Origin of the sequence: Actinomadura sp. BRA 177, assembly GCF_013372625.1 — a bacterium.
In the GTDB taxonomy this organism is placed as follows: Bacteria; Actinomycetota; Actinomycetes; order Streptosporangiales; family Streptosporangiaceae; genus Spirillospora.
The window spans coordinates 1-12,342 of the sequence record NZ_JABXFD010000604.1; the positions used below are offsets into that span (position 1 = coordinate 1).

At 71.5% G+C, this 12,342-nt stretch carries 11 protein-coding genes and 1 pseudogene; 4 read left to right on the forward strand and 8 right to left on the reverse strand.

All coding sequences use genetic code 11. From position 1 onward, the window contains the following. Positions 1 to 125: 125 nt before the first annotated feature. Positions 126 to 1,013 (reverse strand): LysR family transcriptional regulator, encoded by an 888-nt coding sequence (locus HUX53_RS34000; protein WP_176407378.1) that lies wholly within the window; start codon positions 1,011 to 1,013, stop codon positions 126 to 128. A 71-nt stretch (positions 1,014 to 1,084) separates the two neighbouring features. Between HUX53_RS34000 and HUX53_RS34005 the strand changes: the two genes are divergently transcribed. After that, entirely contained in the window at positions 1,085 to 2,104 is a 1,020-nt protein-coding gene (locus HUX53_RS34005) for a YeiH family protein (RefSeq protein WP_176407379.1), read from the forward strand. On the opposite strand, the gene HUX53_RS34010 is transcribed toward HUX53_RS34005, so the two are convergent. Beyond that, the gene (locus HUX53_RS34010; RefSeq protein ID WP_176407380.1) at positions 2,082 to 2,879 is read right to left on the reverse strand and encodes an SDR family oxidoreductase; all 798 of its coding nucleotides are present in this window, start codon (positions 2,877 to 2,879) and stop codon (positions 2,082 to 2,084) included. The genes HUX53_RS34005 and HUX53_RS34010 overlap by 23 nt on opposite strands. A 172-nt stretch (positions 2,880 to 3,051) precedes the next feature. Here HUX53_RS34010 and HUX53_RS34015 point away from each other — a divergent pair, with 172 nt between their 5' ends. After that, positions 3,052 to 4,530 (forward strand): aldehyde dehydrogenase family protein, encoded by a 1,479-nt coding sequence (locus HUX53_RS34015; protein WP_176407381.1) that lies wholly within the window; start codon positions 3,052 to 3,054, stop codon positions 4,528 to 4,530. Between the two features lie 10 nt (positions 4,531 to 4,540). After that, the gene (locus HUX53_RS34020; RefSeq protein ID WP_176407382.1) at positions 4,541 to 5,695 is read left to right on the forward strand and encodes a YCF48-related protein; all 1,155 of its coding nucleotides are present in this window, start codon (positions 4,541 to 4,543) and stop codon (positions 5,693 to 5,695) included. On the opposite strand, the gene HUX53_RS34025 is transcribed toward HUX53_RS34020, so the two are convergent. Next, positions 5,685 to 6,263 carry a GNAT family N-acetyltransferase gene (locus HUX53_RS34025; RefSeq protein WP_176407383.1) on the reverse strand — a complete coding sequence of 193 codons (579 nt, stop codon included), beginning with the start codon at positions 6,261 to 6,263 and terminating at the stop codon, positions 5,685 to 5,687. The genes HUX53_RS34020 and HUX53_RS34025 overlap by 11 nt on opposite strands. Before the next feature lie 175 nt (positions 6,264 to 6,438). Here HUX53_RS34025 and HUX53_RS34030 point away from each other — a divergent pair, with 175 nt between their 5' ends. Next, positions 6,439 to 7,206 (forward strand): SDR family oxidoreductase, encoded by a 768-nt coding sequence (locus tag HUX53_RS34030; protein ID WP_176407384.1) that lies wholly within the window; start codon positions 6,439 to 6,441, stop codon positions 7,204 to 7,206. A gap of 177 nt (positions 7,207 to 7,383) precedes the next feature. Here the strand turns inward: HUX53_RS34030 and HUX53_RS41920 are convergent. From HUX53_RS41920 to HUX53_RS34055, 5 genes and pseudogenes are all read right to left on the reverse strand, one after another. Continuing rightward, positions 7,384 to 7,977, reverse strand: a pseudogene (locus HUX53_RS41920) (DUF6348 family protein); the annotation flags it as partial. 192 nt (positions 7,978 to 8,169) lie between these two features. Beyond that, complete coding sequence (locus HUX53_RS34040; protein ID WP_176407385.1) at positions 8,170 to 8,337, reverse strand: hypothetical protein; 168 nt, start codon at positions 8,335 to 8,337, stop codon at positions 8,170 to 8,172. Positions 8,338 to 8,400: 63 nt separating this feature from the next. After that, entirely contained in the window at positions 8,401 to 9,462 is a 1,062-nt protein-coding gene (locus HUX53_RS34045) for a zinc-binding dehydrogenase (protein WP_255205912.1), read from the reverse strand. A 103-nt stretch (positions 9,463 to 9,565) separates the two neighbouring features. After that, positions 9,566 to 10,177 (reverse strand): PaaI family thioesterase, encoded by a 612-nt coding sequence (locus tag HUX53_RS34050; RefSeq protein WP_176407386.1) that lies wholly within the window; start codon positions 10,175 to 10,177, stop codon positions 9,566 to 9,568. Next, entirely contained in the window at positions 10,174 to 12,342 is a 2,169-nt protein-coding gene (locus HUX53_RS34055) for an acyl-CoA dehydrogenase (RefSeq protein ID WP_176407387.1), read from the reverse strand. The genes HUX53_RS34050 and HUX53_RS34055 overlap by 4 nt, the downstream gene beginning before the upstream one ends.

Consider the following 12,342-nt stretch of genomic DNA (forward strand, 5'->3'; position numbering starts at 1 on the left):
TTATTGTTTTATGTTCCGACCCGAAGTCCGCTGTCGCTCTTGGTGTCCTTCTCGTGGTCTCGGGTATGTTCATCACATACAGCCCCCCTCGCCCACACCCGCCGCCCGGCACCGCCAGCAGTCGGCTAGCCGGCGATGCGGCGCATGTTGGCGTCGTATTCGCCCATGGGCGACAGACCGACGGCCGCGCGTAGGGAGCGTTCCAGGGTTACGCCTTCAATGGGTATTTCTGTTAGGGCGCCGGTGGCCAGGTCGCCGGCCACTACCAGTTCGCTGATCAGGGCCGGGCCGGCGCCGGCTACGACTGCGTTTCGGACGGCTGTGCTGGAGCCGAACTCCAGGAGGGGCGGGGCCAGGTCGAGGCCGTGGGCGGCCATTGCCTGGCGGGCCGCCTGGCGGGTGCCGGAGCCTGATTCCCGGCTGATCAGCGGGGTGGCGGCCACCTCGGCGGGCGGGATGGGACGCTTCCGGCGCGTCCAGGGGTGGTCTGGTGGCGCGACGAGGACCAGGCGGTCGCGGGCGACGGTCCGGGAGCGGAGGCCGGTGGGGCGGCCCGGTGACTCGATGAAGCCGATGTCCACTTCGCCGTGGCGTGCGAGTTCGCAGACGTGCGAGGAGTTCGTCACCTGCATGCCTACGTGCAGGTCGGGGTCGGCGCGGCGCAGGTCCCCGATCCAGGCGGGCAGGAGGTGCTCGGCGATGGTGAGGCCGGCCGCGACCGTGAGGTTGCCGGTGTGCTCGCGGCGCAGCGCCTCGGCACCGTCCGCGAGCGCGTTCAGGGCGTCCAGGACGCGCTGCGCCCAGCCGGTCACCAGCGTCCCGGCGGGAGTGAGGGACGAGCCGCGGCGGGTCCGGTCGACGAGCCGGACGCCGAGCCGGCGTTCCAGCAGGGACAGCCGCTTGCTCGCGGACGGCTGGCTGATTCGCAGTTCCCCGGCGGCGGCCGTCAGGCTGCCCCGCTCGGCGACCAGGACGAGCAGCCGCAGCGAGTCGATGTCGGGGTGCGGGGCCATGCCCTCAGGCTATGACGTGAGGCCGAATCGGCTGGTACCGGACGTGCCGGGTGCGCGGAAGCCTCGGATGTATGAGCACTTTGGAAGCGGTCCGCCCCGAGCGGGTGCGGTCTTGGTGGGAGCGGACGGGGCCGGGCCTCGTGGTGGCGGCGGGCGGCGCCGGCGTGGCGATGATCGTCAACCGGTTCGTTCCCGCGCTGAGCGCGCTGACCGTCGCGGTGCTCATCGGGGTGCTGGTCGGCGGGGCACTGCCCGGGGCGACGTCATACGGGTTGCAGTGGGCCACGCGTTCCTTCTTGCGGGTCGGTGTGGTCTTTCTCGGGCTTCAGCTCAGCCTCACCGAGGTGCTGCGGCTCGGTCCCGGCATGATCGCGGTCGTCGTGGTCACGGTTGGGCTCGCGTTCGCGGGGACGCTGGGGTTGGGGCGGCTGGTCGGTGTTTCGCCTGGTCTGGGGCTGATGGTCGCCACCGGCTTCTCGATCTGCGGGGCGTCGGCGATCGTGGCCATGGACAGCGTGGCCCGCAGCCGGAAGGCGGACGTCGCCACCGCGGTCACGCTCGTGACGATCTACGGCGGCGCCGCCATCGCGCTCGTCCCGTTCCTGGGCGCCCGCGTGTTCGGGCTGGAGCCGGAGACGATCGGGATGTGGGCCGGGCTGAGCGTCCACGAGGTCGCGCAGGTCGTGGCCGCCGCGTCCCCCGTCGGCGCGGCGGCCGTCGGCACCGCCGTGGTCGTGAAGCTGACCCGGGTGGTGCTGCTCGCGCCCATGGTGGCGGGGATGGGCGTCATCGAGCGCAGGACGGGCGGCGGCGCCGGCGGGAAGCGCCCGCCGGTCGTGCCGCTGTTCGTCGTCGGGTTCCTGGTGATGCTGCTGCTGCGGAGCGCGGGCGTGGTGCCCGGTCCGGTGCTGGCGGGGGCGAAGGAGGTGTCGACGGTGCTGCTGGCGGCGGCGATGTTCGGGCTGGGGACGTCCGTCCGCGTCCGCTCGCTGCTGCGGACGGGACGGCGCGGTCTCCTCCTCGGCCTCCTGTCGACCGTGCTGGTCGGCGCCGTCTCCCTCGCCGCGCTCAGCGTGCTGGGGCACTCGTGAGGATCTCCTTGGGCTGCCCCAGGCGCTCGACCAGGAAGTCCTCCCAGGTGCGGGTGCCGTGGTCGGCGCCGTCGAGGGTGAGGTTGCCGGCGGCCCGGTAGGCGCGTCCGGCCTTCCCCGGGATGCGGACGGGCATCGTCGGACGGCGCTTGCCGCGCACCTCCAGGTAGCCGCGGACGAGCTCCTTCAGCCCGTACACCTTGGGCCCGGCCAGGTCGGGGACGCGTCCGGCCGGTTCGCCGAGCGCCAGTTGCACGAGCCGCGCGGCGACGTCCCGCGCGTCGACCGGCTGGAACCGGAGCCCGCCCGGGATCGGGACGACCGGCATCTTGGCCATGCTCTCCACGACCTTCAGCACCAGGTCGTGGAACTGGGCGGCGCGCAGGATCGTGTACGGCACGCCCGATTCGACGACGGCGCGTTCGGTCTCCACCTGGGTTTTCATCCAGGCCAGCGGGACACGGTCGGCGGCGATCACCGAGATGAGCACGAGGTGCTTCACCCGCGTGCGCGCCACCGCCTGAGCCAGGTTCCGGGCGACCTCGTCATCGCCCTTGTTGCTCCCCGCGAGGTGGAGGACGATCTCGACGCCGTCCAACGCGGCTTCGATCCCTTCGTTCTTGAGCAGGTCGCCGGTCACGTACTCGACGCCGTCCGCGGGTTCGCGGCCGTGGCGGGTGAGCACTCGGACGTCCCGTCCGGCGTCCCGGAGCAGCGGGACGACCTGCCGCCCGATCGTGCCCGTGCCGCCCGTGACCAGGATGGGTGCCGCCATGGTTCCTCCTCGGCTTGTTTCGCGTTCACCCCCACGACTGGACCGGCCGTCCGAAAAGTGACATCGCCCGGACGCGGATTTTGCCGGGCGGACGTGTGCGGGCGCCTGGCCGGGCAAGTGCAGAAGCGCCGGGCAAGTGCACTGGCACTGCGAGCGGATGCGAGGAGGGCGCATGGCCGGGGGAACGACGCTCGACGTCTACACGGGGTTCGATCGGATGCCCATCGCGGGCGAGTGGCGCGCGGGCGGGTCGGGCGGCAGCAGGGCGGACACCGACCCGTACACCGGGGACGTCCTGACAGAAATCGGGCTGGCGGGCGCGGACGACCTGGACCAGGCGTACCGGGCCGCGCGCGACGCCCAGCCGGAGTGGGCGGCGCGGCCCGCCCGGGAGCGTTCCGAGGTCATGGCGAAGGCGGCGCTCATCCTGGCCGACCGGGAGAACGAGCTCATCGAGTGGCTGCAGCGCGAGGCCGGGGCGACCCGGGGCCGTGCCGCCATGGAACTGGCCCTGGTCCGCGCCGTCACGGAGAAGGCGTCCGAGCAGGCCGACCGGGTCAACGTCCGGACGGGCACGGGTTCCGACATCCCGGACAAGGAGAACCGCGTCTACCGCAAGGCGGCCGGCGTGGTGGCGGTGATCAGCCCGTGGAACTTCCCCGTCCAGCTGTCGAACCGGTCCGTCGCGCCGGCGCTGGCGCTGGGCAACGCGGTCGTCCTCAAGCCGGCGGGCGACACTCCGGTCACCGGCGGGCTCTTCCTCGCCAAGGTCTACGAGGAGGCCGGGCTGCCGCCCGGGCTGCTGAGCGTGCTCATCGGCAAGGGCAGCGAGATCGGCGACGCGATCGTCGAGCATGAGATTCCGCGCGTGGTCTCTTTCACCGGGTCCACGCCGGTCGGACGGAGCATCGCGGCGAAAGCCGGGCTGAAGAAGCTCGCGCTGGAATTGGGCGGCAACGGGCCTCTGGTGGTGCTGGACGACGCCGACCTCGACCAGGCCGTGGCGGGCGCCCTGTACGGGAGCTATTTCCACCAGGGCCAGGTGTGCATGGCGACCAATCGCATCATCGTGGACGCGTCCGTTCATGACGCCTTCGTCGACCGTTTCGTCTCCGCCGCCGCGGCACTGCGCTACGGCGACCCGCGTGGTATCGGCACGCAACTGGGCCCGGTCATCAATGCCGGACAGGTCGACTCGATCCGGGAGAAGGTGTCCCGAGCGGTCGAGGACGGCGCCGAACTGATCCTCGGCGGCGACCCGACCGGCCCCACCGGCCAGGTCTTGCCGCCTCAGGTACTCGTCGGCGACAACACGGTGGCGACCGCCGCCGAGGAGGTCTTCGGCCCGGTCGCCACCATTATCAAGGCGAACGACGAAGAGCACGCCCTTCACCTGGCCAACGACACCGAATACGGCCTGTCGAGCGGCGTTTACACCCGCAACGAGGATCGCGGCCTGGATTTCGCCCTCCGCGTCCAAGCGGGCATGACCCACGTCAACGACACGACGGTGAACGACGACGTCCACATCGCCTTCGGCGGAGAAAAGGCGTCCGGCCTGGGCCGTTTCGGCGGCGACTGGGTCGTGGACGAGTTCACCACCCAGCACTGGATCAGCCTCCAGCACCAACCGCGCGAATTCCAATACTGAAAGGGGAGAAATGCAAGCCTCCACATGTACGCGTGGCGCGGTCACCGGCGCCGCGGCACTGGCCCTCGGCGCGCTGACCGGCGCACCGGCCATGGCGGCGGGCGCGCACGGGCGAGGCCGTCCGGTCCCCTCGGGCTTCCGCGCGCAGTCCACCACATGGCCCTCACCTTGGCGGGGCTGGGTGCTCGGCACCGCGCCGTGCCAGGCGGGGCAGTGCACCACGGTCGCCAAGACCCGGGACGGCGGCCGCCACTGGTCGGCGACCGGCGCACCGCCGGCCCCGCTGGCGCCACCCGGCGGCGCCGGAGTCACCGAGATCCGCTTCGTGGACGCCCGGCACGGCTGGGCGTTCGGGCCGTCCTTCTTCACGACGTCCGACGGCGGCCGCAACTGGCGGAAGGCCCCGCTGCCCGGCGACGGACGGCAGGTGATCTCGCTGGCCGCCGGCGCCGGTGTCGTCTACGCGGCGGTCTCGCCCTGTGCGGTGGGCCAACAGTGCGACAAGGCTCCGTCCGTGTGGCGTGCTCGCATCCGTCACGGGAATTGGCGGCGTGTCCCGGTGAAACTGCCGGCCAGGCCCGCGACCGGCGTTGTCCTCGCACTGCACAACCGGACCGCCTACATCGCCGTGCCCGGCCCGGCCGGGCAGGCCGACGCGCTCTTCGCGAGCGTCCGGGGACGCCGCTGGTCGCCCCGGCCGTCGCCATGCAGCAAACAGAACGCCGAAGCCCTCGTGGACGTCGCGCCGATGCCGCGCGGACGGGTGGCGCTGCTGTGCGTGGGCGACGCCGGCTTCTCGAAGGCCACCAAGCATGTCTTCCGCTCGACCGACACCGCCAAGACGACATCGGATGCGGGCACCACACCGCGCCTAGGCATTCAGTCGACGCTGGCCGCCACGCCCGAGGGCACCCTGGCGGTCACGTCCGTGTCGTCCGGGAGCTGGCTCTACCGCAACACCGGCGGCCAGACCTGGGACACGGTTTTGTCCAAGGCCGATGGCGGCAGCGGCTGGAACGACCTGTTGTTCACCACCGACAAGAACGGCTTCGTCGTCCACTCCCCCGCCGCCAGATCGGACGACGGCGGCACCCTGCTCGCCACGCACGACGCGGGAGAACACTGGACGCCGGTGAAAATCGGCCGGACGGCGGCTAGCGGCTAGGGGGCACGACCTTGGTGACGACCCAATGGTTCTTGCCCAGGCGGCGGGTGCGCTCAAATCCAAGGTTCTCGAACATCGCCAGCGTGCCGTTGTAGAGGAATGACGCGGAAGTCGATCGACCCTCGACGTTCTCGGGATAGCTCTCCACCGTCCCGCCGCCGAGCCGCGCGATCTCCTGCAGAGCGCCTTCGAGCGCGGCGGAGGCGACTCCGCCGCGCCGGTGCTTGCGGTCGCTGAAGAAGCAGGTGATCCGCCAATCCGGCAGGGCTTCGAGGCCCTGCTGATAGGCGCGCTTGTGCTTGATGCGCGGCAGTTCCTCGGTCGGCCCGAATTGGCACCAGCCGACGCAGTCGGGACCGTCGAATACGAGGGCGGCGTGTGCTCGTCCCTCCCGGACCCGGTGTTCCTTCTCGGACCGATTCTGCTCGACGGTCTTGGTGCGTCCTACGCCTTCCTCATGGAAGCCCATGCACCAGCAGCCGCCCCACACACCGTTGTTGTTCTCGACCAGCCGGGCGAAGTCCGGCCAGGTGCTCTCATCGAGAGCCCTAACCCGTAAGCCGCCCATGCGACCTCCCAATGGTCATCCTCATGGACCCGACTCTGCCATAGGGGCTATCACCCGGACGAGGGGAACGCCCGCGTCCCGGCTTTCTCCGTCCATATGTCACAGGAGCCTCGGCTGTCTCGTCTCGGGTCTTGAAGACGTCTTCTGCGAAGAACACACCTTGAAGGAGCAGGTCATGAGCGAGCAGACCACACACCAGAAGGTCGCGCTGGTCACCGGGGCGAACAAGGGGATCGGCCGCGGGGTCGCCGAGCAACTCGCCGCGCTGGGGATGACGGTCTTCATCGGCGCCAGAGATCCCCGGCGCGGTGAGGAGGCCGCTACGGCCCTGCGCGCGGCGGGCGGGGACGTGCACGCGGTCAGCCTGGACGTCACCGACCCGGCCACCGTCCAGGAGGCCGCGAACCAGATCGGAGAGCACTTCGGCCACCTCGACGTGCTGGTGAACAACGCGGGAATCACCGGCTCCGGGCAGGTCTCCCCCGCAGACGCCCACGACCAGGTTCCCAGCACCGTCGAACTGGACATGGTCCGGGCGGTGTTCGAGACCAACGTCCTCGGGGTGATCGCGGTGACCAACGCCATGCTGCCGCTGCTGCGCCGGTCGCCGGCGCCGCGCATCGTCAACGTCAGCAGCCACGCCGCGTCGCTGACCCTCGCCGCCGACCCGGACGGCCCCTTCGCGGCACTGCTCCCGTCGGCGGCGTACTCACCGTCCAAGAGCGCCCTCAACGCGCTGACCGTGCAATACGCCAACGAGCTGCGAAAGGACGGCATCCTCGTCAACGCCGTCGCCCCCGGCTTCGTCGACACCGACAGCAACGACCACACCGGTTTCCTCACCGTCGCGCAGGGCGCCGCGACCGTCGTGCGCCTCGCCGCACTCAGCCCGGACGGACCGACCGGCGGCTTCTTCGCCGAGGAAGGCCCGGTGGCCTGGTGATGGGACGCCTGGGCGGCCCTCCGCGCGGCGACCCGGTCCTGACCAGGCGAAGGGTCGCGGGTCGCTAAACGCCGCCGATGGGCACGAGCAGGCCGAAGAGCCGCACCGCGACCCTTCCGTCGGGCAGAGGCGCCGGGGTGTCCGCGACCACCGCCTCCCCACCGGGCCATGCTCGAACCGTTCCCGTTCCACCTGGTCGGGGACGGCCCCGGGGCGCAGCAGACCGTCCACGATCGGATGCAGCGAACCACGCTCGAACTTGTGCAGGGCCCCGCCGATCGCCTCCCGCCACGTGGTGCCGTACCCGGCGAAGCTCTCCACCAGCCGCGGCGTGGCCAGCGCCGGATGCGACACGGCGAAGTCGATCTGGACCATCACCGAACCGGCCGGCGTGGGATGAGCGAACAGCTTCGCCGCGGCCTCCGCCGCACCGCCGAGCCTCACCCCGTGCCCCCGCAGAAAGCCCTCGAACACGGCCTGCGGCGAGGGCACACCGCCGTCCCCCGGCTGGACGGGGTGCAGATCACTGACCAGCGCGGTCTCAGCGAGCGCCAAATCCGACATCTCCGACCCGGCGTTCAGCGCATTGTTGATCGCGGCGAACTCGCTGCTGCGCAACGCGACCCGTTCGAACTCGCCGCGGCCGGCGCGCTCCGCGCGTGCCAAGGCCGCCACGAACACCGGCTCGTCCGAGAGGATCATCCGACCGCTCGGGGCGACCATCTCGTCCGGAAACTCCACCTCCGGCAGCAATCGCCGCGTGAACGCCATCGGCAGGAAGACCAGCAGCCGCTCCGCCAGCCACGGCTCGACCCCGGCCCCCGTCAGCCGTCCCCACACCTCGTCATCGCTCGGCGACTCGGTTCCCGCGCAGAACGCGGCGACCCCCACCTCAACAGCCCCGTCGAACCCCACCGTTTCGCTCACCGCGCCACGGTACCGGGACGGAAGATCACCGCCCGGCTAGACCGGGTACCGGGTGGCCTCGTCGACCTCCGCGCTGCTCGGGTCCGCGATCACCTGGGGCTTCGGCGGGACCTCCTGCCCGGCCACCAGGTCCTCCAGTGGGATGCGCGGCGGCAGGGCATGCCACCGGCCGGCCGTGTCCTCGGGCCGCTCGTTATCGCTCATATGACCACCATGTCGCGCCGATGAGCATGGTGGAAGCCTTCACCGGCGGCGGGCCGCCCCAGGTCACGGCAGGATCGAGATCTTGCCGATGCGTGAGCCGCGGCGGAATTCGTCCTGTGCCGCGTGAATATCACTCAGCCGATACGTGGCGGCGATGCGTGGCCGCAGGGCGCCTGTGCGGGCCAGTTCCGCCAGTTCCGCGAAATGGGCCCGGGTGTGCATCGAGGAGCCGATAAGGCTGAGATTGTGCAGGTAGAGGCGCCGCAAGTCGAACGAGACCACGGGCCCGGCGACCGCGCCGGCGATGACCCAGCGGGCACCGTCACGCAGCGCGGGCAGCACACGCTCAAGCCAGGGGCCGCCCGCCACGTCGGCAACGGCGTCCAGCCCACCGGGCGCCGCCGCGCGCAACTCGCGGTGAAACTCGGCCGGATCCATGTCACGGGAAACGGTCACCTCGGCACCGGCGTCGCGCACCACCTCGGCCTTGGTGCCGCTGGTCAGAGCCACCACCCGCGCGCCACGTGCGGCGGCCAGCTGGACGAGGGCGAACCCGACACCGCCGGAGGCGCCCGTGACGAGGATCGCTTCGCCCTTCATGATGCGGGCGCGCTCCAGCATGCCCATCGCCGTCCCATAGGCCACGGGCAGCGCGGCAAGTTCCTCATCGGACAACGGTGAGGCAGTCATGTCGTGCACCCGAACGGCATCGACCGCCACATAGGTGGCGAAGCCGCCGTCCGCCTCACTCCCCAGCAGCCCGACCGGCACCGCGTCCTCGCCCTCGTCGGCGTAGAACGCCGGATCGACCAGCACTCGACGTCCCACCAGCTCATCGGGGACGTCGGCGCCGACCGCGCTGACGGTGCCGGCGATGTCCCCGCCCTGCACCCGAGGGAAGTCCACCGGACCGCGCCACCCGGCCTTCGCGTCCGGACGTCCCGGCAGCCCGTACGCGCCCTCCCGCGTCCAGATATCGGTGTTGTTGAGCGCCGCCGCACCCACACGCACGAGCACCTGCCCCGGGCCCACCTGGGGCACAGGCCAGCCCTCCCGCACCTCCAAAGCCTCCGGCCCGCCGTGGCGACGCAGCACGGCGGCGGTCATCAAGGATGCACTGCTCATACCGCCATCCTGCTCCCCCACCCAGGAATCACACTTCCCCCGCAGCGCGTCTTCCCGCTGCTGGTGTGGGGCCCGTTGACCGGCGCCGCCGGCCGTTCTTATGTCAGCGGGGGCGGGGTGGGTGTTTGGCTATGAAGAGGCCCTCGGCGGAGACGCAGGTTTCGCCGTTCGCCTTGATCTCGCCCGTCGTGCGGATCTTGCGGCCGTCCACCGAGACCTGGCGGGCGGTGATCGTGAGCGGTTCGAAGAGCGGGGTCAGCTCGTGGTAGCGGATGGTCAGTTCGGCCGTCACGCCCGAGACCCCCGCCCAGCCGTTCGCCACGCCGAGGGTGTGATCGAGGATCAGGGCCGAGACGCCGCCGTGGACGCAGGACGGCGGCCCCTGGTACGGCAGGCCCAGCGTCGTCACCGCCTCGATGGTGTGGGAGTCCACGGCGGTGTACTCGACGGGCGGGGCGATCGGGTTCTCCGGGCCGGTGACCGGGTCGTGGCGGGTCATGCCGTCGCCGCGCCACATGTTGACCAGGCGGTCGTCCAGGGGCGGGGCCGACGACTCCAGGTCGTCGGCCACCGCGTGGAGGCGGTCCGTGATGCCGGCCATGTCGGCGTCCGTCATGTCACCGGAGCGGACGAGGGCGTCGATGACGCGGCGCGCCGCGTCGACGGCCGCGTCCACCCCGGTGGGACGGGTTCCGGACTGCAGGTCGATCGTCATGCGGCGTCCCGGGGCAGGCCGAGGATGCGCTCGCCGATGATGTTCAGCTGGACGTCGGTCGTGCCGCCCGCGATCGACATGTTCCGGGAGTTGAGGAACATCCAGGTCGGGTCCTTCATGCCGCCTTCGCCGAGGCCGGAGAGCGCTTCGGGGCCGATCCAGTCCATGGCGGTCTCCCACACCTGCTGGATGTGCTCGACGCCGATCAGCTTGCCGATGCTCGACTCCGCGCCCGGCTGGCCGCCCGCCAGCGTCCGCAGCGTGGTGCGCAGGCCGAACAGGCTGCTCGACTGGGCGTCGCAGAGGATGCCGCCGAGGGTCGTCAGGCGCTCGTCGTCGGCGTCCGTCGCCAGCTTGAGGAGGGCCTCGCCGCCGCTGCCGAGGGACGAGTCGTTGGAGAGCGAGACGCGTTCGTTGGCGAGGGTCGTGCGGGCGAGTTTCCAGCCGTTGCCCGGGGTGGAGACCAGGAGGTCGTCCGGGATGAACACGCCGTCCAGGAACACCTCGTTGAACAGGGTGTCGCCGGTCAGCTCGCGGAGGGGGCGGATGCCGATCCCCTCGGACTTCATGTCCAGGAGGAAGTAGGACAGGCCCTTGTGCTTCGGGACGGACGGGTCGGTGCGTGCGAGGAGGATGCCCCAGTCGGCCTCGCGGGCCATGGACGTCCACACCTTCTGGCCGGTGATCTTCCAGCCGCCCTCGACCTTCTCCGCGCGGGTGGACAGCGCGGCGAGGTCGGAGCCCGCGCCCGGCTCGGAGAACAGCTGGCACCAGCGGATGTCGCCGCGGAGCGAGCCGGGCAGGAACCGCTCGTGCTGGGCGGGCGAACCGTGCGCGATCAGCGTCGGCACCACCCAGTTGCCGATGATCATGTCGTGCGCGCGGAGGCCGGCGGCGCGCATCTCCTCGGCGATGACCAGCTGGGTGATGGCGTCGGCGCCCTTGCCCCACGGGGCGGGGAGGTGCGGGGACGTGTAGCCGCGGTCGGCCAGGTAGGTGACGCGCTCCTTGCCGTCCAGGGCCTTCGCCGGCTCCAGTTCGGCTCGGATCTCGGCGCGGATCTGCTCGGCCTCGGGCGGCAGTTCGACGCTCAGTTCGCGGCGGACGCCGTCGAGGGTCAGGCGCGCCACCCGGCGGCGCCACGACGCGGTGGAGCCGAGCAGGATGCGCAGCGTCTGCGTGCGCCGCAGGTACAGGCTGGCGTCGTGCTCCCAGGTGAAGCCGATGCCGCCGAGCGTCTGGATGCAATCCTTAGCGGTCTGGAACGCGGCCTGGACGCTCGTGGCCCCGGCGACGGCGGCGGCCAGGGACGCCTCGCGCGCGGCGGAGTCTTCCTGGGCGCGGGCGGCGTCCCATGCGCAGGCGCGGGCCTGCTCGGCGTGCGCGAGCATCCGGGCGCAGCGGTGCTTGACGCCCTGGAACTGGCCGATCGGACGGCCGAACTGCTCGCGGACCTTCGCGTACTCGGCGGCGGTCGTCGTCGCCCAGTCGGCCATGCCGGACGCCTCGGCGGCGAACAGCGCCGCCGCGAGGTCGCGCACCGCCTGTGAGTCCAGATCCAGGACTGAACCGGCCGGTACAGTCGCGTTTTCCAACTCGATCGTGGCCAGGCGGCGGGTCAGGTCGTGGCTGGGGAGTTCGTCCACGTCCACGGCATTCCGGGGGAGGACGAGCCAGGCCGTCGCGTCGGCGTCCTTCGCCGGGACGACGATGACGTCCGCCAGCGCGGCGCCCAGGACGGGGCCCGACACACCGGTCACCGTGACCCCGGAGCCGGAGCGGGAAAGGGTCAGCGTCCCCGCGTCCAAGCCCACCGCGCCGACCGCGCTCCCGCCGGCCAGCGACGGCAGGTGCGCGGTGTGCCCCGCACGCGACAGCACCGCGCTCGCCAGGACGGTCGGCAGGAACGGCCCCGGGACGATGGCGCGCCCCAGTTCCTCCAGGACGACGGCCAGTTCGACCAGCCCGTAGCCCGCGCCGCCCACGTCCTCCGGCAGGTGCAGCCCGAGCAGGCCCTGCGCGGCGAGGTCGGCCCAGAACGCCGGCGCCTTCTCCTGCTCGGCGTCCACCGCGGCGCGCACCGCCGACGGCGTCACCTGCCGGGAGGTGAACGCGCGCACGGCGTCGCGCAGGTCGCGGTGCTCCTCGGTCAGCCCGATGGTCAT

Bases quoted from the DNA above. Each gene is read 5' to 3' on its own strand.
- HUX53_RS34000 (WP_176407378.1), bottom strand. From the start codon at position 1,013: ATGGCCCCGCACCCCGACATCGACTCGCTGCGGCTGCTCGTCCTGGTC.
- HUX53_RS34005 (WP_176407379.1), top strand. From the start codon at position 1,085: ATGAGCACTTTGGAAGCGGTCCGCCCCGAGCGGGTGCGGTCTTGGTGG.
- HUX53_RS34010 (WP_176407380.1), bottom strand. From the start codon at position 2,879: ATGGCGGCACCCATCCTGGTCACGGGCGGCACGGGCACGATCGGGCGG.
- HUX53_RS34015 (WP_176407381.1), top strand. From the start codon at position 3,052: ATGGCCGGGGGAACGACGCTCGACGTCTACACGGGGTTCGATCGGATG.
- HUX53_RS34020 (WP_176407382.1), top strand. From the start codon at position 4,541: ATGCAAGCCTCCACATGTACGCGTGGCGCGGTCACCGGCGCCGCGGCA.
- HUX53_RS34025 (WP_176407383.1), bottom strand. From the start codon at position 6,263: ATGGGCGGCTTACGGGTTAGGGCTCTCGATGAGAGCACCTGGCCGGAC.
- HUX53_RS34030 (WP_176407384.1), top strand. From the start codon at position 6,439: ATGAGCGAGCAGACCACACACCAGAAGGTCGCGCTGGTCACCGGGGCG.
- HUX53_RS34040 (WP_176407385.1), bottom strand. From the start codon at position 8,337: ATGAGCGATAACGAGCGGCCCGAGGACACGGCCGGCCGGTGGCATGCC.
- HUX53_RS34045 (WP_255205912.1), bottom strand. From the start codon at position 9,462: ATGAGCAGTGCATCCTTGATGACCGCCGCCGTGCTGCGTCGCCACGGC.
- HUX53_RS34050 (WP_176407386.1), bottom strand. From the start codon at position 10,177: ATGACGATCGACCTGCAGTCCGGAACCCGTCCCACCGGGGTGGACGCG.
- HUX53_RS34055 (WP_176407387.1), bottom strand. From the start codon at position 12,342: ATGACCATCGGGCTGACCGAGGAGCACCGCGACCTGCGCGACGCCGTG.